Here is a 19,709-nt window from a genome sequence, read left to right on the forward strand (position 1 = left end):
TGCATTCCCACGCGGAGCGTGGGAACGATCATCATCAGGAAGAAGTAATGCGCCAGATTCCGAACGGTTGATACGCCGGATCGATCCGCATGAACTGGTACTTGCCGTGCCAGTCCCAGCGATGGCCGTTCATCAGGTCTTCGCCGTGGGTGGTGGCATCGTCCGGCAGGCCCATTTCCCACAGCGGCAGCTCGAAATTCGCCTCCTGTACGTTATGCGGATCCAGGCTGACGGCCACCAGAATGAAGTTGCTGCCGTCCGCGCTGCGCTTGCCGAAATACAGAATGTTGTCGTTCCAGGCGTTGTAGATCTTCAGGCCCAGATGGCTGTGCAGCGCCGGGTTCTGCCGGCGGATGCGGTTGAGCTGGGCGATCTCGGCAATGATGTTGCCGGGCTGGTTGAAGTCGCGGACGCGGATCTCGTACTTCTCGGAATCGAGGTATTCCTCCTTGCCCGGCACCGGCGCCGATTCACACAGCTCAAACCCCGAATACATGCCCCACAGGCCCGAGCCCATGGTCGCCAGCGCCGCGCGAATCAAAAATCCGGGGCGCCCCGATTCATGCAGGAACGCCGGGTTGATGTCCGGGGTGTTGACGAAGAAGTTCGGCCGGTAGCACTCGCGCCACGGCGATTCATTGAGTTCGCTGAAGTAGGTCGCCAGCTCGGCCTTGGTGTTGCGCCAAGTGAAATAGGTGTAGCTCTGGGTGTAACCGACCTTGCCCAGTCGCGCCATCATCGCCGGGGTGGTGAAGGCCTCGGCAAGGAAGATCACTTCCGGGTACAGCGTGCGCACGTCGGCGATCAACCATTGCCAGAACGGCAGCGGTTTGGTGTGCGGGTTGTCCACGCGAAAGATCTTCACGCCCTCCTGCACCCAGCCGACCACGATGTCGCGCAACTCGACCCACAAGCTCGGAATCGCTTCCGGCGCATAGAAATCGACGTTGACGATGTCCTGGTATTTCTTCGGCGGGTTCTCGGCGTATTTGATCGTGCCGTCCGGCCGCCAGTTGAACCAGCCCGGATGCTGTTTGAGCCACGGGTGATCCTGGGAACACTGGATGGCGAAATCCAGGGCGATCTCCAGACCATGGTCAGCGGCAGCAGCTACCAGCCGACGAAAGTCTTCGCGGGTACCGAGTTGCGAGTGAATCGCTTCGTGGCCGCCCTCCTCGCTGCCGATCGCATACGGGCTGCCGGGATCATCCGGGCCGGCGGTCAGGGAATTGTTGCGGCCCTTGCGGTGGCTGCGGCCAATCGGGTGGATCGGCGTGAAGTACAACACGTCGAAGCCCATGTCCTGAATCATCGGCAGGCGCGAGTGCACGTCATTGAAGGTGCCGTGGCGGGCGGGATCGTCGGTGATCGAGCGGGGAAACAGTTCGTACCAACTGGCGAATTCCGCCAGCTCGCGCTCGACGTCCACCGGGAATTCCGGACTGAGGCTCAGATAGGCGCGATGATCGGCCTCGGCCATCAGTTGCGCACTGCGCGAGTGCAGAAACAACGCGACCTGCTCGGTTTCGAGCAGGCCGGACAATTCGTGGTGCAGGCCGGCCAGCTGTTCGCTGAGCTGCCCTTCGCTGCGCTCGGCGGCCTGCTGCACCATGTTTCGCCCCTCTTGCAACTCGAGACTGACCGGGACGGCGGCGGTGTGTTTTTTCTCCAGTTCGTACTGAAAACTGGCGAACTGGTCGATCCACGCTTCGATCAGGAACAGATAACGGCCCATGCGCTGCGGCTGAAACACACCCCGCCAGCCGTTATTGCCCTGATCGCTCATGACTTCGGTCTGCCAGTTCTCATCGCCCTCTTCGCGCCAGCGGATGCGCACTGCGAGTTTGTCGTGACCGTCGGCGAACACCTTGCTGGTGACCACGATCTCCCGACCAGCGATTGCCTTGACGGCAAATTGTCCGCCGTCGAGGGTCGGCATGGTGTTTTCAATGACGATGCGCGGCAACAGCAAGGCCTGCGACAGCGGCATGTGCGGGTTGTAGCTCTGTTCGGAAGGTTTTTCAGCAGTCATTGAGCATCTCTCCTTAACGCCCCAAGGACGCTCGTTTGCCTGTTTGGCGGTCACGACCGGGCCTGCGCCCGGTGATGAAATCTCTCAGGTTCCGAGCGGCCATCGCCGGGAAAAGTTCACAGGGATTTGCCCCGCCACAAAATCGGATCGATTTCGCAGTGCAGTGGTCAATCCACTTAAGCACTTCCTACGCCAAGTGCCACACGGAGGTTCACCCGATGACTATTCCGATTCCGGCCGAAACACCTGACCCGAATATCGACAAACCGGTCCTGCCCGAGACCGAACCGCAGCCGATCCCCGAACAGGAACCGCCTGGCACCACGCCACCGCCCAAGGAAGAACCGCCGACGACCATGCCGCCAGTGATCGTCTGATCAGCGCAGGTCGTGGTGGTCCTTCTCGATGCGATCCTTATCCAGTTGATCCTTTTCGAAGACTCTGACGATCCGCGGCATGACACTGAAGATCCCCAGCGCGAGCAACGTACTGAGCACCGCCGTGGCCTCCCGGCCCAGACCAGCCGCGACGCCGATGGCGGCGGTCATCCACAGGCCGGCGGCGGTGGTCAGGCCTTTCACGTGGCCTTCGTCGCCTTCATGGTTCTTGAGGATGGTGCCGGCGCCGAGAAAGCCGATCCCGGCAATCACCCCTTGCACCACCCGGCTCATGGCATCGGCCTGGGACCCGGACAATTGCGGCACCAGTACAAACAGCGCCGCGCCGAGGGCCACCAGCATGTGCGTCCGCACCCCGGCGGCCTTGCCCTTGTGTTCACGCTCAAAGCCGAGAATGCCGCCCAGCAGCGCCGCCATCAGCAGGCGCACGGTGATCCGGGTCAGCTGCGACGCATCGCCAATGTCAGCGAATTCCGCTTGCAGGGTTTCCCACACTTCATGCCACCAGGCGTTCATCGTCCAGTCCTTGTAATGAGTTGATAAAGGATGGACAGCGCCGACCATTAATCGGTTGCGTAGAACGATCTGCAGAACCGCGCGCCCTAACGTTTCAAACTCTCGTGAAAAAAAGGACAAGCCCATGCCCCTTCGTATCGATGAAAGCAATCCGGATTCCAAAGTCTGTTTTTTCACCGTCGAGAATGGTGAGGAAATACGGATCTGCGACACGCTGGAAGTCAGGACAGATAGCGAAAAAGCCATGTCGTTCGTCGAAGTGGAAGGACGGCGCATCTACGTCACCGAAGCGGAAGCTGATGCATTGACCGTCGCAGGCGCCCGGGATGGACGCAAACACCTGAAGGCCGACGACAGTGATTCGGTGATTTGACTGACCTCGATCAACAATCGGCGCAGACGTCTGGGATAGGCATCTGCGCCTTGGCCTGCGGGCTGCTTCAAGTTGTCGCAGGCGTGGCTTAAAAAGTCATCTGATACGCTTTTTATTGAAATACCTGAGCCTGTTATGCAAACAGATCGGCGCTCATAGTTCCCTGGCCTGATGGAGGCTGATGAGCGAACGACCATGAGCGAACGAATCCCCGTCCGAACCGTAGAAGCATCTCCCCAGATAAAAAAAGTACCGGCGCGCCCAATGAAGGCGAAACACGCCACCAGCGACAACCAGATCTTCACCCGCAGCTTCACCGGCCTGTTCCGCACCTTGCGCATGAGCGGCGCGGGATTTCTGTTCCTGTTGTTCTTCGGTACGGTGTGGCTGAACTGGGGCGGGCGTCAGGCAGTGCTTTGGGACCTTTCCGAGAGCAAGTTCCACATCTTTGGCGCGACCTTCTGGCCGCAGGATTTCATTCTGCTGTCGGCGCTGCTGATCATCGCCGCGTTCGGCCTGTTCGCGATTACCGTGTTCGCCGGCCGGGTGTGGTGCGGCTACACCTGCCCGCAGAGTTCGTGGACGTGGATCTTCATGTGGTGCGAGAAGATCACCGAAGGTGAGCGCAACCAGCGGATCAAGCTGCAAGCCGCGCCCTGGAGCCTGAACAAACTGGCCCGGCGTGCGGCCAAGCACACGTTGTGGCTGGCAATCAGCGTGCTGACCGGCCTGACTTTCGTTGGCTACTTCACCCCGATCCGTCCGCTGGCCGAAGAACTGCTGACCTTGCAAATCGGCGGCGTCAGCCTGTTTTGGGTGCTGTTCTTCACCGCCGCCACCTACATCAATGCTGGCTGGCTGCGTGAAGCAGTGTGCATGCATATGTGCCCGTATGCGCGGTTCCAGAGCGTGATGTTCGACAAGGACACGCTGGCAATTTCCTACGACGTGGCCCGTGGCGAAAACCGTGGCCCGCGCAAACGCGAGGTGAAACCGGCCGAAGCCGGGCTCGGCGATTGCATCGACTGCCAGTTGTGCGTGCAGGTCTGCCCGACCGGCATCGACATTCGCGACGGCCTGCAAATGGAATGCATCGGCTGCGCGGCGTGCATCGACGCCTGCGACTCGATCATGGACAAGATGAATTACGCCCGAGGCCTGATTCGCTATACCTCTGAGCGTGAACTTCAGGGCGGTAAGACGCATCTGCTGCGCCCGCGACTGATCGGCTACGTCGCGGTGCTGGTGGTGATGATCGGCGCCCTCGCCCTCGCGTTGATCGAGCGGCCGATGGTGTCGCTGGATGTGACCAAGGACCGTGGTCTGTTCCGTGAAAACGGTCTGGGCCAGATCGAAAACATCTACACCCTCAAGGTCATCAACAAGACCCAGCAGCGCCAGGACTACAACCTGACGCTGGTGGACGGTGAAGGCTTTCAGTTGCAAGGCAAGACCGAACTGAGCCTGGCACCGGGCGAGATCGTCGATGTGCCGGTGTCGGTGGCGATGACCACGGAACGTGCGGCCAGCAGCTCGCAGACCTTGAGTTTCAAGATTGCCGACAGCGATGAGCCCGAGATTTATAGCGTGGCGAAGAGCCGGTTTGTTGCGCCGATGAATCGCTGATCCCTTAGACTGCGGCGCAGCCGTTCGCGAGCAAGCTCGCTCCCACAGTTGACCGCATTCCTCTGTGGGAGCGAGCTTGCTCGCGAAGGAAGGCGACACGGTCTTTCAGAATGAAATCAATCCGGACCCAAGATGAAACGCTACGAAAAATTCGCCGACGACATCGCTGAACTGATCCGCTCCGGCGTCCTCGGCCCCGGTCAGCGGGTGCCGTCGGTGCGCTATGCCAGCCAGACTTACGGCGTCAGCCCCTCCACGGTGTTCCAGGCCTATTACTTGCTGGAACGCCGAGGCCTGATCCGCGCCCGCCCGCGTTCCGGCTACTTCGTCAACACCCACGCGCCGAGCCCGTTTTCGGAGCCGGTGATCAGCAGCCAGGTCAACGAGTCCACCAAGGTCGACGTCAGCGAACTGGTGTTCTCGGTACTCGAATCGATCAAGGACCCGAGCACCGTGCCGTTCGGTTCGGCGTTTCCCAGCCCGACCCTGTTTCCGCTGCAACGCCTGTCCCGTTCGCTGGCCAGCGCCGCCCGGGAGATGGACCCGCGTATGGTGGTCACCGACATGTCGCCGGGCAACCCGCAACTGCGTCGGCAGATCGCGCTGCGCTACATGGTCGGCGGGCTGATGCTGCCGATGGAAGAACTGCTGATCACCAACGGCGCCCTCGAAGCACTGAACCTGTGCCTGCAAGCCGTGACCGAACCCGGCGATCTGGTGGCCATCGAAGCCCCGGCGTTTTACGCCAGCCTGCAAGTGCTCGAACGTCTGAAACTCAAAGCCGTGGAAATCCCCGTGCACCCGCGCGACGGCATCGACCTCGGCGTGCTCGCCCAGACACTGGAACGACACCCGATCAAGGCCTGCTGGTGCATGACCAGTTTCCAGAACCCGATGGGCGCGACCATGCCCGAGGCCAAGAAACAGGAACTGGTGGAACTGCTGAAACAGCATCAAGTGCCGCTGATCGAAGACGACGTCTACGCCGAACTCTATTACGGCCAGCAGGCGCCGAAACCGGCCAAGGCCTTCGACACCGAAGGGCTGGTGATGCATTGCGGCTCGTTCGCCAAGAGCCTGGCCCCCGGCTACCGCATCGGCTGGGTCGCCGCCGGGCGCTACGCGCAAAAGATCGAACGGCTGAAACTGATGACCTCGCTGTGCGCCTCGATGCCGGCGCAAGCGGCCATCGCCGACTATCTGCAACACGGCGGCTACGACCGCCACCTGCGCAAACTGCGCTACGCCTTGGAGGAACAGCAAAGCGCCATGCTCGCCGCCATCGCCCGCTACTTCCCGGCACAGACTCGCGTGAGCCAACCGGCGGGCGGCTACTTCCTGTGGCTAGAGTTACCGCCGCAGATGGATTCGTTGAAGTTGTTTCAGATGGCGTTGGCGCAGGGGATCAGCATCGCGCCGGGGCCGATATTTTCGCCGACCCAAAGATTCAGGAATTGCATTCGATTGAACTACGGCAGCCCGTGGACCGAGGATGCGGAGAAGGCGATGGAGACGTTGGGGCGGATTGTGCGGTCGTTTTGAGACTGATGTCTCCGCATTGACCCATTCGCGAGCAAGCTCGCTCCCACAGAGTCCGATGCCGTTCACAAAAACGGTGGCCAACTCAAATCACTGTGGGAGCGAGCTTGCTCGCGATGGGGCCAGTTAAGGCAATGCAAGTCCTGAGGCTTAGCGCCCTCCACCGAGATCGACAAACGTCCCGGTGGCATACGAAGCCTTGTCTGACAGCAACCAGACAATCGCCTCCGCCACTTCATCCGGCCGCCCGCCACGGGCCATCGGGATCGCCGATTCCAGCTTGCTGACCCGATCCGGATCGCCACTCAACGCATGGAAATCGGTATAAATGTAGCCCGGACGCACCGCATTCACCCGAATCCCCTCGCCCGCCACTTCCTTGGACAGACCAATGGTGAACGTATCCAACGCACCTTTTGAAGCCGCGTAATCGACGTATTCGTTAGGCGAACCCAGCCGCGCGGCAACCGAGGAAACGTTGACGATGCTGCCGCCCTGCCCGCCGTGTTTGGGTGACATGCGCAGGATCGCGTGCTTGGCGCAAAGGATCGGCGCCAGGACGTTGGTTTTCATGATTTTGAGGATGCGGAATTCGGACATTTCGTCGACCCGCGATTTGTGTCCGACGGTGCCGGCATTGTTCACCAGAGCGGTGACCCGGCCCAGTTCGGTGTCGACCCGGTGAAACAGTGCGACCACTTCGTCTTCGATACTGACGTCGGCGCGAACGGCGATAGCGGTAGCGCCGCGCTCACGTACCTGCTCGAGCACGTGATGAGCAGCCTGTTCGTCCGACTGGTAATTGATGCAGATCCGATAGCCTTGCTCGGCAGCCAACAACGCAGTGGCGGCGCCGATTCCACGGCCGCCGCCGGTGATCACAATGACTTTATCCATGCTGGCCTTTCCCCCGATGCACACGTAACAGTCGGGGCAAGAATAACCGTCATTGTCGGGTTTTGCATGAACGGAGATCAGCTGTTCAGGTCACCGCCAATGATTTGCCACGCACGATGTCCTGCATGAAGCGATCCGCCGGCATCGGGTGGCCGAGCAGATAACCCTGCAGCGAATCGCAGCCCAGTTGCGTCAGGAAGTCCTGTTGCGAATCAGTCTCGACGCCTTCGGCCACGATACGCAGCCCCAGCGCCTGGCCGAGCGCGACAATCGCCGACACGATGGCGGCATCGTCACTGTCATGTTCCAGGTCCCGGACAAAGCCGCGATCAATCTTCAACTCGTTGGCCGGCAGACGCTTGAGGTACATCAGGCTCGAATAGCCGGTACCGAAGTCGTCGATGGACAGGTCGACGCCCATGTCGGACAGCTCCTGCAACACCGTCATGCTTGCGTCGGCATCGCTCATGGCGGTGGTTTCGGTGATTTCCAGAGTCAGGCTGTTGGCCGGCAAATGGTGAGTGGCCAGCGCCTTGGCCACGCTGCGCACCAGCCCTGAATGGCAGAACTGCAACGCCGAGAGGTTCACCGCGATCCTCCAGTCGGTGTAACCCAGCACGTACCACTCGCGCATCTGCCGGCAGGCCTCGTTGAGCACCCACTCGCCAATCGGAATGATCAGCCCGGTCTTCTCCGCCAAATCGATGAATTTGTCCGGCATCAGCATGCCGTGAGTCGGGTGTTCCCAACGCAACAGCGCCTCGGCACCGACCGGACGACCGTCGGCCGCATGGAATTTTGGTTGGTAATGCAGGCTGAACTGATTGAATTCGAGCGCAGCGCGCAAATCCTGCAGCAATTGCAATTGCTTGCGGGCGTTGCTGTTCATCGAGGCGTCGAAGAAGCTGTAACCGTTCTTGCCACCGCCTTTGGCGTGGTACATCGCGGCGTCGGCGTTCATCAGTAGTTCCTGGGCGTTGTGGCCGTTGCCCGGATACAGGGCAATGCCGACGCTGGCGGAAATCTGTAGCTCATGCTCGGCAACCCGGAACGACTGTGCGATCAAACCGACCTGACGCGCCGCCAGGCTCAGCGCATCGTTGGGTTCGGTCAGGCGCACCAGCAGGACAAATTCATCGCCGCCGATCCGCGCCAGCGTGTCGAGACTGCGCAAATCTTCACGCAGACGTATCCCCACTTCGCGCAGCAACTGGTCACCCATGTGGTGGCCGAAAGCGTCGTTGACCGGTTTGAAGCCGTCCAGATCGATGAACATCAGCGCAAAACAGCCGCCCTGCTCGTTGACCTTTTTCATCGCCTGATTGATCCGGTCGTCCAGCAGCATGCGGTTCGGCAGACCGGTCAGGGTGTCGTGCAAAGCCAGTTGGGTCAGTTCGCGGTTGGCCACGGTCAACGAATGGGCCAGATCAGCCGTGCGGGCTTCCAGGCGCGCGTCAAGAATCGAGGTCAGCAGCGCGATCGCCAGCACCGCCAGCGTGGTGATCAGCACGAGATTGTCGAGACCGTTGCCGTTCAGGCCGTTGAGTGCCGCACCGCAAAAACTCCCTTCGGGAAATCGCGCCGCCGCCATGCCGGTGTAGTGCATGCCGACAATCGCCACGCCCATGACAATCGCCGCCCCGGCACGGAACAACCGCACGTAAGGCGACTGCTGACGCAATCGGAAGGCGATCCACAATGCTGCCGCCGAAGCGCCGACCGCGATCAACAACGAGGCGCCGAACAGTGTCGGATCGTAGTCGATGCCCGGTTGCATGCGCATGGCAGCCATGCCGGTGTAATGCATGGCGCTGATCCCGGCGCCCATGATCAATGCGCCAAAGGCCAGTTGCCAGGCCGGCAGTTTCGGCTGGCTGACCAGCCACAGGGCAAAACCGCAGGAGAGCACGGCGATCAGCAATGAGAGCGCCGTGATCGAAATGTCGTAGCCCAGGCTGATCGGCAGTTTGAAGGCGAGCATGCCAATGAAGTGCATCGACCAGACGCCGATGCCCATGGCAAATGCACCGCCGGCCGTCCAGAAATGCACGGCACGGCCCTTGGCAGTGGCAATGCGCCCGGTGAGATCGAGCGCGGTGTAGGAAGCGAGGATCGCCACACAGAGAGAGATGAAAACCAGCGTGAAAGAATAGCTACCGATGAGCATGAGAATTCTCGTGACCACCCCGCTGTACTGCGTCCGTTCTCGGCGGGGCCAAATGCGCCGATTGTACTGATTGCGTAAAAGAATTCACTGACAAAGTAATCAAATGGCCATCAACCCGATGAAACGCTTGTTTGATCGTCTGACAAGGCTCTAGCCCGGTGACCAAGACACAGAATAGATCGTTCCCGGTAAAGCGACAGATCGTTGGCAGATCGTTCCCACGCTCTGCGTGGGAATGCAGCCCGGGACGCTCCGCGTCCCTTCCAGAGCTGGAACGCGGAGCGTCCCTTGAGGCATTCCCACGCGGAGCGTGGGAACGATCAACGATCAGCATGGGAACGATCAATGAGACTAGCGGTTATCAGTGGTTTCCAACTGCCCGTCCCAGCCACCGCCCAGCGCCGCGATCAACTGCACGCTGGCGATCAGGCGGCTCTGCAGGATATTCAGGACAGTGCGCTCATTACTCAGCGCCGTCGCCTGCACCACCACCACATCGAGGTAAGCGATCACCCCGGCCTTGTATTGGTTTTCGGTCAGACGCAACGAATCACGGGCTGCATCGAGGGCTTCCTGGCGTACGGCCGCTTCGTCTTCATACACCTTCAATTGCACCAGATAGTTTTCCACTTCGCGGAAACCGTCGAGCACGGTCTGGCGGTATTTGGCCACGGTCTGGTCGTACACGGCTTCGGTGCGGTCGACTTCAGCCGAGCGGATGCCGCCGTCGAACAGCGGCAAGGTCATCTTCGGCCCAACCGACCAGAAGCGGTTCGGCAGGCTGATCAGGTTCTGCGAGGTACTGCTGCTGTAGCCACCGCTCATGCTCAGGCTGAAATCCGGGTAGTACGCGGCCTTCGCCACACCGATGTTGGCGTTGGCAGCGATCACCGAACGCTCGGCGGAGGCGATGTCCGGGCGGCGCTCGAGCAACTGCGACGGCAGGCTTAGCGGAATCTGCGGCAGCTTGGGAATGTCCTGGGTTTCGGCAATGTTGAATTCGGCGGGCGGCTGGCCGGTCAGTACCGCGATGGCGTTTTCGAACTGCGCCCGTTGCCAGATCAGGTCGACCAGATCGCCCTGAGTGGTTTTCAGCTGAGTCTGTGCCTGCGCGACCGCGTCACGCCCGGAAACCCCGGCGTTGTATTGGTTCATGGTCATTTTCAGCGAGCGCTCGTACGCCGCCACTGTCGATTCGAGCAGGCGTTTCTGCTGATCAATCACCCGCAATTGCAGGTAGTTCTGCACCAGCTCCGACTGTTGGCTCAGACGCATCGCCGCCAGATCGGCGTAGCTCGCCTGGGCACTGGCTTCATTGGCTTCCAGGCCACGGCGCAACTTGCCCCAGACGTCCGCCTCCCAACTGACACCGAGTTGCGCGCTGTAGGTGTCACGAATACCACTGGAGGAGCTGCTCAGGCTCGAACTGCTGCTGCCGGTGCCCTGACTGGAGCGGGTCTTGCCGGCGCTCAGATCGACGCTCGGATAAAACGCCCCGCGCGCGCTGCGCACCAAGGCCTGGGCCTGACGGTACTGCGCTTCGGACTGGGCGACGGTCTGGTTGGAACTGTTGAGCTTCTCGATCAGCTCGTTAAGCTGACGGTCGCCATACAGCTCCCACCAGGCACCGCGCGCCAGGGAATCGCTCGGGTTGGCCTGACGCCAGCCTTCGGCCTCCTTGTACTGGGCAATTTCGGCGGTCTGCGGGCGTTGGTAGTCCGGGCCGACGGCGCAGGCACTAAGCATCGCCACGCACAGCGACAGGCTCAGCAGGCGCGAGCCGCGGGCAGTGGCCAGATTGATAAGCGAACGGTCAGTCATAGCGGAGTTTCCAGAGCGGCATCGGTGCGCACGCCACGCCATTTGTTGAAACGATGGCGCAGCTTGTCGAGATAGAGGTAAACCACAGGCGTGGTGTAAAGGGTCAGCACCTGGCTGAAGACCAGCCCGCCGATGATGGTCAGGCCCAGTGGCTGGCGCATTTCCGCGCCTTCGGCCCGACTCAGCAGCAACGGCAATGCGCCGAGGATCGCTGCCAGCGTGGTCATCAGAATCGGTCGCAAACGTTGCAGACAGGCGCTGCGGATCGATTCCAGCGGCGCCATGCCTTGATGACGCTCCAGTTGCAGTGCCAGGTCGATCATCAGGATCGCGTTCTTCTTCACCACGCCGATCAGCAGGAACAGCCCGAGCAGCGAGATCAGGCTGAACTCGCCGCCCAGCACATAGATCGACAGCAACGCACCGACCCCGGCCGACGGCAGTGTCGACAGGATCGTCAACGGGTGAATGTAGCTTTCATACAGCACGCCCAGCACCAGATACACCGCCAGCAGCGCACCAAGGATCATGAATGGCTGGCTCTTCTGGGTGGCGGCGAACGCATCTGCAGTACCGGCCATTTTCACGATCACGTCTTCCGGCAGACCAAGCTTGGCAATCGCCCGCTCGATGGCGGCGCTGCCCTGCTCTACCGTCACGCCTTCGGCCATGTCGAAGGAAATGCTCTCGGAGGCAAACTGGCCTTCGTGGCTGACCCGATCGTCTTCCAGGCTGTTTTCATAATGAGCGAAGGTCGACAGCGGAATCCGCGCACCGTCGGCGGTGATCACCTGAACCTGCTTGAGCGTCACCGGGTCCTGGGCGTATTTCGGATTGACCTCCATCACCACCTGATACTGGTTGAGGCTGTCGTAGATCGTGGAAATCTGCCGCTGACTGTAAGCGTTGTTAAGCACGGCCGTGACCATTTCCATGTCCACGCCGAGGCGCTTGGCCTGATCGCGGTCGACGATCAATGTCACCTGCTGCGCGCCGGCACCTTCCCGAGCATCAATGGCCGTCAACTCTGGCAAGGCACGGAGCGCGGTAACCACTTTCGGATACCACTCACGCAAGGCGCCCAGATCGCCACTTTGCAGGATGTAGCTGTACTGCGAAGTGGTCTGCTCGCGACCGCCGCCGAATTGCAGGTCCTGGTCGGCCATCAGCATCAATTGCGCGCCGGGCACCTTGGGCATTTCCTTGCGCAGGCGCTCGATGACTTTCTGCGCCGAGATATTGCGCTCCTTGATCGGTTTCAGGCGTACCAGCATGAAAGCGTTGTTGGTGCCGTTGGTGCCACCGATGAACCCGGCCACACTCTCGACCGCTTCGTCCTTGAGCACGGCGCGGCGGAAGACTTCCATTTTCGGCTGCATCACGCTGAACGACAGACCGTCGTCACCGCGCACAAAACCGATCAACTGGCCGGTGTCCTGCTGCGGCATGAAGGTTTTCGGCACCACCACATAGAGAGCGACGTTCACCCCGACGGTGATGATCAGGCTCAGCAACGTCAGGCGACGGTGGCGCAACACCCAGTCGAGGCTGGTGGCGTACTTGCCGACCATCCAGTCGTTGGTCCGGCGGCTCCAGCGTTGCAGGCGGTTTTCCTCGCCCGGCGTATGAGGCTTGAGCCAGCGCGCGCAGAGCATCGGGGTCAGCGTCAGCGAAACCACCAGCGACACCACGATGGCCGCGGCCAGGGTAATGGAGAACTCGCGGAACAGGCTTTCGATGATCCCGCCCATGAACAGGATCGACAGAAACACCGCCACCAGCGAGACGTTCATCGACAGCAGGGTGAAACCGACTTCCTTGGCCCCGAGGTACGCGGCCTTCATCGGCTTGACCCCTTCGTCGATGTGCCGGGAAATGTTTTCCAGCACCACGATGGCGTCGTCCACCACCAGCCCGGTGGCGAGAATCAGCGCCATCAGCGACAGGTTGTTCAGCGAGAATCCGTAGAGGTACATCACCGCAAAGGTGCCGACCAGCGACACCGGCACCGCCAACGTCGGAATCAGGGACGCGCGGAAGTTACCGAGGAACAGGAACACCACCAGAATCACCAGCGCCACGGCGATCAGCAGGGTCATTTCCGCTTCGTGCAAAGTGGCCTTGATCACCGGAGAACGGTCCATCGCCAGGTTCAGTTTGACGCTGGCCGGCAGCACCGCCTGCAACGCCGGCAACTGCGCCTTGATCTCGTTGACCGTCTCGATGATGTTGGCGCCAGCCTGCCGGTTGATCACCAGCAGCACCGCCGCGTCATCATTGAAGAAACCGCTGTTGTAACGGTCTTCCACGCCGTCGCTGACCTTGGCCACGTCTTTCAGGCGCAGCGCCGCGCCGCCGTTGTAGTGGATGATCAGCGATTCGTAGTCCTTGGCTTTTTCCAACTGGTCGTTGGCCTGAATCTGCCACAGACGCTGGTCGTCCTCGACCGAGCCCTTGGGCCGGCGCACGTTGGCTTCGGCGATGGTCTTGCGCACATCGTCCAGCGCCACGCCGTACTGGTTCAGCGCCTGGGGTTCGAGTTCGATGCGCACCGCCGGCAGCGAACTGCCGCCGATCTGCACTTCACCGACGCCCTGCACCTGTGAAAGGCTCTGGGACAGGATGGTCGAGGCCAGGTCATAGAGCTGGCCTTTTTCCAGCACGTCCGAGGTCAGTGACAGCACCATGATCGGTGCCTGCGACGGGTTGACCTTCTTGTACGTCGGCATGCTGCGCATCCCGCTCGGCAGCAGGTTGCGCGAAGCGTTGATGGCCGCCTGCACTTCCCGCGCCGCGCCGTTGATGTCGCGGTCGAGGTCGAATTGCAGAATCACCCGGGTCGAGCCCTGGCTGGAACGGCTGCTCATGGTGTTGACGCCGGCGATGGCGCCGAACGAGCGCTCCAGCGGCGTGGCCACGGTGGACGCCATGACTTCCGGACTGGCGCCGGGCAGGCTCGCCTGCACCACGATCACCGGGAAGTCCATTTGCGGCAGCGGCGACACCGGCAGCAGACCGAAGCTCACACCGCCCAGCAGCATGATCGCCAGGCTCAGGAGCATGGTCGCCACCGGGCGCTTGATGAAAGGACCGGACAGGTTCATCGACCGCAGTCCCCGCCTTCACACAGTTTTCCTGTGGGAGCGAGCTTGCTCGCGAAGACAATGGCACATCCGACACGGGTGATAAATGACCCACCGCTTTCGCGAGCAAGCTCGCTCCCACAGGGGTTATGTGCCAAGACAGTCATACCGCAACCTCTTCAGCATTGGTTTTGCCGAAGCGCCGGCCGAGACGATCGAAGTACAGGTAGATCACCGGGGTGGTGAACAGCGTCAGCACCTGACTCACCAGCAACCCGCCAACCATCACCAGACCCAGTGGTTGACGCAATTCAGCGCCGGAACCGGTAGCCAGCATCAACGGCACCGCACCGAACAGCGCCGCCAGCGTCGTCATCAAAATCGGCCGGAAGCGCAACAGCGCTGCCTGATAGATTGCCTGTTCCGGCGCCATGCCCTGGGTGCGTTCGGCGTCGAGGGCGAAGTCGATCATCATGATCGCGTTCTTCTTCACGATACCGATCAGCAGAATGATGCCGATGATCGCGATCATCCCCAGGTCGTTGCCACTGAGCAGCAACGCCAGCAACGCACCGACCGCCGCCGACGGCAAGGTCGACAGAATGGTGATCGGGTGGATGTAGCTCTCGTAGAGCACGCCCAGCACGATGTACATGGTCACCACCGCCGCCAGAATCAGCAGCAAGGTGCTCGACAGCGACGCCTGGAACGCTTCGGCTGCGCCCTGGAACTGGGTCTGCACGCCGATCGGCATGCCGATGTCCTTCTGCACCTGCTCGATGATGTCGACTGCATGCCCCAGCGCCACGCCGGGCGCGAGGTTGAACGACATCATCACCGCCGGGAACTGGCCGATGTGGGTGATCGCCAGTTGCGCCTGACGCTCCTTGACGTGGGCCAGACTCGACAACCGCACCTGGCCGCCATCGGTGGTCTTGACGTGAATCTGATCCAGCGCCTGCGGGCCGATCTTCTCCCCGGCCTGCGCCTGCAGCACCACGCGGTACTGGCTGGCCTGGGTGTAGATGGTCGAGATCTGCCGCTGGCCAAAGGCGTCGTACAGCGCATCGGTGATATTCGACACCGACACGCCCAGCCGTGACGCGGCGTCGCGGTCGATCACCAGGAACACCTGCAACCCTTTGTCCTGCAAGTCGCTGGCGACGTCGGTCAGCTCCGGACGCTGCGCCAGGGCCTCGACCAGACGCCCGCTCCACAGACTGAGCAATTCGGAATCCGGCGACGACATGCTGAACTGATACTGGGTGCGGCTGACGCGGTCTTCGATGGTCAGGTCTTGCACCGGCTGCATGAACAGGCGGATGCCGACAAGCTTGTCCAGCTGCGGTTGCAAGCGTGCAATCACTTCGGCAGCCGTCAGGTCACGCTGGCCATGGGGCTTGAGGTTGATCAGCAGACGACCGCTGTTGAGCGTGGCGTTGTCACCGTCGACACCGATGTAGGACGACAGGCTCTCGACGGCCGGATCCTCCAGAATGATTTTCGCCAGCGCCTGCTGCCGCTCGCCCATCGCGGCGAAGGAAATCGACTGCGGCGCTTCGGAAATGCCCTGGATCACCCCGGTGTCCTGCACCGGGAAGAAGCCTTTGGGCACGACCATATAAAGGAACACGGTCAGGGCCAGCGTACCGATGGCCACCAGCAGGGTCAGCGGCTGGTGCTTGAGCACCCACTGCAACTTGCGCCCGTAAGCGGCAATCATCCAGTCGATGAACGCACCACTGGCGCGGTAGAAACGGCCCTGCTCATGTGCTTCCGGCTCACGCTTGAGCAGACGCGCGCACATCATCGGCGTCAGGGTCAGCGAGACGACCAGGGAAATCAGGATCGCCACCGCCAGGGTGATGGCGAATTCGCGGAACAACCGCCCCACCACATCAGCCATGAACAGCAGCGGAATCAGTACCGCGATCAGCGACAGGGTCAGGGAAATCAGGGTGAAACCGATCTGCTTCGCGCCCTTGAGCGCAGCCTGCATCGGGCTGTCGCCCTCCTCGATGAAACGCGCGATGTTTTCCAGCATCACGATCGCATCGTCGACCACAAAACCGGTGGCGATGGTCAGGGCCATCAAGGTCAGGTTGTTGACCGAGAACCCGGCCAGATACATCACGCCGAACGTACCGATCAGCGACAGCGGCACGGCCACCGACGGAATGATCGTCGCACTGGCACGCCGCAGGAACAGGAACGTCACCATCACCACCAGCGCGATGGCGATCAGCAGTTCGTGCTGCACGTCCTTCACCGAGGCACGGATGGTCTGGGTGCGGTCGGTCAACACGGTCACTTCAAGACCGGCCGGCAGGTTGTCGGTGATACTCGGCAACAACGCCTTGATCCGGTCAACCACTTCGATGACGTTGGCGCCCGGCTGACGCTGGATGTTCAGCAGAACGGCCTGATTCTGATTGGCCCACGCCGCCAGACGCTCGTTCTCGGCGCCGTCGACGATCTGCGCGACGTCCTTGAGCCGCAGCGGTGCGCCGTTGGCGTAGGCCAGAATCAGGTTGGCGTAATCCTTGGGCGAAGTCAGCTGGTCGTTGGCGTCGAGCATCGACACCCGGGTCGGGCCGTCGAAGTTACCCTTGGGCTGGTTGACGTTGGACGCGCTGATCAGCGTGCGCACGTCCGACAGGTTCAGGCCGTTGGCCGCAAGCGCCTCCGGGTTGACCTTGATCCGCACCGCCTGACGCTGGCCGCCGGCAATGCTGACCATGCCGACGCCGCTGATCTGGGCGATCTTCTGCGCCATGCGCGTATCGACCAGATCATTGAGCTTGGGCAGCAACATGGTTTTCGAAGTGATGGCAAGGGTCAGCACCGGGGTGTCCGCCGGGTTGACCTTGTTGTACACCGGCGGCGCGGGCAAGTCGGTCGGCAACAGGTTGGTCGCGGCGTTGATCGCGGCCTGCACCTGCTGTTCGGCGACGTCCATGTTGATGTCGAGGCTGAAACGCAAGGTCAGCACCGAGGCACCGCCGGAGCTGGTCGAAGCCATTTGCGTCAAGCCCGGCATCTGCCCGAACTGGCGTTCCAGCGGCGCGGTGACGGCACTGGTCATCACGTCCGGACTGGCGCCCGGATATAGGGTCATGACCCGGATGGTCGGGTAATCGACCTGCGGCAAGGCCGAGACCGGCAGCAGGCGATAGGCAATCAGACCGGCCAGCACGATGGCCAGCATGCTCAGCGTGGTGGCGACCGGGCGGAGGATGAACAGACGCGAAATGTTCATGCGCCCTTCTTGGCCTTGTCAGTGACGGTGGCCTCAGGCGCGGTGGCGGCGGACTTGCCTTGCAGGTGTTCGGTCGGGGTGGTCGGCACATCCTTGCTGTCGTTGACCACTTCCACTTCGCTGCCTTCCTTCAGGCGGTCGGTGCCTTCCAGTACTACGCGATCACCGGCGGCCAGGCCTTCGGTGATCACGGTGTTTTCGCCGTCGCTGGCGCCGATCTTCAACTGGCGGATGGTGACTTTCTTGTCGCCGTCCAGCGCGTAGACGAAGGTGCCATTGGTGCCGAACTGGATGGCAGCCGACGGCGCCAGCACCACACCTTTCAAGGTGTCAGCCAGCAGGTGCACGTTGACGAACTGGTTGGGGAACAGCGATTGATCGCGGTTCTCGTAGCGCGCCTTGAATTTCAGGGTGCCGGTGGTCACGTCGATCTGGTTGTCGAGGCTTTGCAACACGCCGGTGGCTTGCAGTTTGGTGTCGCCACGGTCCCACGCCTCGGCCGGCAGCTTGGCGCCGCTGCGGTAGCGGGCAAGCACGGTTTCCAGGCTGTTTTCCGGCAGAGTGAAAGCGACGCTGATCGGCTGGGTCTGGGTGATCACCGCCAGGGAAGTCGTGTCGTTGGCCGCCACGAGGTTGCCGACATCGAGCTGACGCAGGCCGACGCGACCGGCAATCGGTGCGCGGATCTTGGTGAATTCGAGATTGAGCTTGGCGTCGTTGACCGCCGCCTGATTGGTTTTCACGGTGCCGAGGTATTGGCCGACCAGCGCTTCAGCGGTGTCCAGCGTCTGCTTGGCGATGCTGTCTTCCTTATACAGACCGCGATAGCGCTCGACATCGACCTGGGCATTTTTCAACTGCGCCTGATTCTGCAGCAAGGTGCCTTCAGCCTGGAGTAAGGCGTTCTGGTACGGGCGCGGGTCGATCTCCGCCAGCAGGTCGCCGGCCTTGACCATCTGCCCTTCCTCGAAATAGATCTTCACCAGCTCGCCGCCGACCCGGCTGCGCACATTGATGGTGTTGAGCGCCGTCACCGTGCCCAGGGCCTTGTAGTACAGCGGGAAGTCCCCGGTGACAGCGGGCGCCACGCGCACCGGAATCGGCCCGCCCGCCCCGCCGAAGCCCGGACGCATCATCCCCGAACGGCCGGTGTGCCCGGCCTGCGCCTTCTCGCCGCCCTCCTTGTGGGTCGAACCGGCGGGCCAGAGTTTCCAGCACAGACCGGCAATGACCAGCAGGACAAGCAGGCTCAACAGCCAGCGACGGGAGTTTCGGGAAGACGATTGCATGGAGTGATTAACCATTGGGCGCGTGGGCTTCTTTTACGGGAGGCTGAACGATAAGCACTGGCAGGGATTTAGCAAAGCAGCTTTACCGGCAATTTACCTTCCACTTACGTTTCAAGGTGTGAGGCAAAACACTGATACACAAATGAAAACGGCCTGGACAGGGCCAGGCCGTTAACAATTGTAAAAGCGCTTACTTGAGAACGGACAGCGCCGCTTCGTAGTTAGGCTCTTCTGCAATTTCCTTGACCAGTTCGCTGTGCAGGACGTTGTCGTTTTCGTCCAGAACAACCACCGCACGGGCGGTCAGGCCTTTCAGCGGGCCGTCAGCGATGGCCACACCGTAGTTCTCGATGAACTCGGCGCCGCGCAGGGTCGACAGGTTTTGTACGTTTTCCAGGCCTTCGGCACCGCAGAAACGGGCTTGGGCGAACGGCAGGTCAGCCGAGATGCACAGCACCACGGTGTTGGCCAGTTCGTTGGCCTGAGCGTTGAACTTGCGCACGGAAGTGGCGCAGGTCGGGGTGTCGACGCTTGGGAAGATGTTCAGCACTTTGCGCTTGCCGGCGAAGTCTTTCAGGGTGACGTCGGACAGATTGCCGGCTACCAGGGAAAAGGCTGGCGCCTTGGAACCGGCTTGTGGCAGTTGGCCGTTGACTTGAACCGGGTTGCCTTTGAGCGTGACTTGAGCCATGAACGGAGTCCTTCTTAA

General features: G+C 61.4%; 13 protein-coding genes. 4 read left to right on the forward strand and 9 right to left on the reverse strand.

Features of this window, described 5'->3' with window-relative positions:
* Positions 1-34: 34 nt before the first annotated feature.
* Positions 35-2,032, reverse strand: coding sequence for an alpha-1,4-glucan--maltose-1-phosphate maltosyltransferase (locus CAF63_RS06115; RefSeq protein WP_085683816.1), 1,998 nt, complete (start codon positions 2,030-2,032; stop codon positions 35-37).
* A gap of 218 nt (positions 2,033-2,250) precedes the next feature.
* Here CAF63_RS06115 and CAF63_RS28800 point away from each other — a divergent pair, with 218 nt between their 5' ends.
* On the forward strand, positions 2,251-2,409 hold the full coding sequence (locus CAF63_RS28800; protein ID WP_007952133.1) for a hypothetical protein: 159 nt from the start codon (positions 2,251-2,253) through the stop codon (positions 2,407-2,409).
* Here the strand turns inward: CAF63_RS28800 and CAF63_RS06120 are convergent, their stop codons facing one another.
* Entirely contained in the window at positions 2,410-2,946 is a 537-nt protein-coding gene (locus tag CAF63_RS06120; RefSeq protein WP_085683817.1) for an MgtC/SapB family protein, read from the reverse strand. It lies immediately after the preceding gene.
* Positions 2,947-3,070: 124 nt separating this feature from the next.
* Between CAF63_RS06120 and CAF63_RS06125 the strand changes: the two genes are divergently transcribed.
* The 3 genes from CAF63_RS06125 to mapR all read left to right on the forward strand — a co-directional run bounded on the left by CAF63_RS06125 (position 3,071) and on the right by mapR (position 6,487).
* Complete coding sequence (locus CAF63_RS06125) at positions 3,071-3,319, forward strand: DUF3203 family protein (RefSeq protein WP_011333950.1); 249 nt, start codon at positions 3,071-3,073, stop codon at positions 3,317-3,319.
* Between the two features lie 195 nt (positions 3,320-3,514).
* Entirely contained in the window at positions 3,515-4,945 is a 1,431-nt protein-coding gene (gene ccoG / locus CAF63_RS06130) for a cytochrome c oxidase accessory protein CcoG (protein ID WP_085683818.1), read from the forward strand.
* A 132-nt stretch (positions 4,946-5,077) separates the two neighbouring features.
* Positions 5,078-6,487 (forward strand): GntR family transcriptional regulator MpaR, encoded by a 1,410-nt coding sequence (mapR, locus tag CAF63_RS06135; protein ID WP_039772397.1) that lies wholly within the window; start codon positions 5,078-5,080, stop codon positions 6,485-6,487.
* A 147-nt stretch (positions 6,488-6,634) separates the two neighbouring features.
* Here the strand turns inward: mapR and CAF63_RS06140 are convergent, their stop codons facing one another.
* From CAF63_RS06140 to tpx, 7 genes are all read right to left on the reverse strand, one after another.
* A complete protein-coding gene (locus CAF63_RS06140) occupies positions 6,635-7,381 on the reverse strand; it encodes an SDR family oxidoreductase (protein ID WP_085683819.1) in 747 nt (248 codons plus the stop codon).
* An 85-nt stretch (positions 7,382-7,466) separates the two neighbouring features.
* Positions 7,467-9,548: a bifunctional diguanylate cyclase/phosphodiesterase gene (locus CAF63_RS06145; RefSeq protein WP_085683820.1), complete on the reverse strand. Its 2,082-nt coding sequence runs from the start codon at positions 9,546-9,548 to the stop codon at positions 7,467-7,469.
* 351 nt (positions 9,549-9,899) lie between these two features.
* Positions 9,900-11,369: an efflux transporter outer membrane subunit gene (locus CAF63_RS06155; protein WP_085683822.1), complete on the reverse strand. Its 1,470-nt coding sequence runs from the start codon at positions 11,367-11,369 to the stop codon at positions 9,900-9,902.
* Positions 11,366-14,473, reverse strand: coding sequence for an efflux RND transporter permease subunit (locus CAF63_RS06160; RefSeq protein ID WP_085683823.1), 3,108 nt, complete (start codon positions 14,471-14,473; stop codon positions 11,366-11,368). Before CAF63_RS06160 ends, CAF63_RS06155 begins: the two co-directional genes overlap by 4 nt.
* Positions 14,474-14,615: 142 nt before the next feature.
* Positions 14,616-17,711, reverse strand: coding sequence for an MdtB/MuxB family multidrug efflux RND transporter permease subunit (locus CAF63_RS06165; RefSeq protein WP_085683824.1), 3,096 nt, complete (start codon positions 17,709-17,711; stop codon positions 14,616-14,618).
* A complete protein-coding gene (locus CAF63_RS06170) occupies positions 17,708-19,015 on the reverse strand; it encodes an MdtA/MuxA family multidrug efflux RND transporter periplasmic adaptor subunit (RefSeq protein WP_085683825.1) in 1,308 nt (435 codons plus the stop codon). The genes CAF63_RS06165 and CAF63_RS06170 overlap by 4 nt, the downstream gene beginning before the upstream one ends.
* Before the next feature lie 175 nt (positions 19,016-19,190).
* The gene (gene tpx, locus CAF63_RS06175; protein WP_085683826.1) at positions 19,191-19,691 is read right to left on the reverse strand and encodes a thiol peroxidase; all 501 of its coding nucleotides are present in this window, start codon (positions 19,689-19,691) and stop codon (positions 19,191-19,193) included.
* Between the last annotated feature and the right edge of the window lie 18 nt (positions 19,692-19,709).

Source organism: Pseudomonas sp. B20(2017), from assembly GCF_002113125.1.
Classification (GTDB): domain Bacteria; phylum Pseudomonadota; class Gammaproteobacteria; order Pseudomonadales; family Pseudomonadaceae; genus Aquipseudomonas.

Excerpts from the sequence above, each read along its gene's own strand:
- CAF63_RS06115 (WP_085683816.1), bottom strand. The coding sequence starts at position 2,032 with ATGACTGCTGAAAAACCTTCCGAACAGAGCTACAACCCGCACATGCCG.
- CAF63_RS28800 (WP_007952133.1), top strand. The coding sequence starts at position 2,251 with ATGACTATTCCGATTCCGGCCGAAACACCTGACCCGAATATCGACAAA.
- CAF63_RS06120 (WP_085683817.1), bottom strand. The coding sequence starts at position 2,946 with ATGAACGCCTGGTGGCATGAAGTGTGGGAAACCCTGCAAGCGGAATTC.
- CAF63_RS06125 (WP_011333950.1), top strand. The coding sequence starts at position 3,071 with ATGCCCCTTCGTATCGATGAAAGCAATCCGGATTCCAAAGTCTGTTTT.
- ccoG (WP_085683818.1), top strand. The coding sequence starts at position 3,515 with ATGAGCGAACGAATCCCCGTCCGAACCGTAGAAGCATCTCCCCAGATA.
- mapR (WP_039772397.1), top strand. The coding sequence starts at position 5,078 with ATGAAACGCTACGAAAAATTCGCCGACGACATCGCTGAACTGATCCGC.
- CAF63_RS06140 (WP_085683819.1), bottom strand. The coding sequence starts at position 7,381 with ATGGATAAAGTCATTGTGATCACCGGCGGCGGCCGTGGAATCGGCGCC.
- CAF63_RS06145 (WP_085683820.1), bottom strand. The coding sequence starts at position 9,548 with ATGCTCATCGGTAGCTATTCTTTCACGCTGGTTTTCATCTCTCTCTGT.
- CAF63_RS06155 (WP_085683822.1), bottom strand. The coding sequence starts at position 11,369 with ATGACTGACCGTTCGCTTATCAATCTGGCCACTGCCCGCGGCTCGCGC.
- CAF63_RS06160 (WP_085683823.1), bottom strand. The coding sequence starts at position 14,473 with ATGAACCTGTCCGGTCCTTTCATCAAGCGCCCGGTGGCGACCATGCTC.
- CAF63_RS06165 (WP_085683824.1), bottom strand. The coding sequence starts at position 17,711 with ATGAACATTTCGCGTCTGTTCATCCTCCGCCCGGTCGCCACCACGCTG.
- CAF63_RS06170 (WP_085683825.1), bottom strand. The coding sequence starts at position 19,015 with ATGGTTAATCACTCCATGCAATCGTCTTCCCGAAACTCCCGTCGCTGG.
- tpx (WP_085683826.1), bottom strand. The coding sequence starts at position 19,691 with ATGGCTCAAGTCACGCTCAAAGGCAACCCGGTTCAAGTCAACGGCCAA.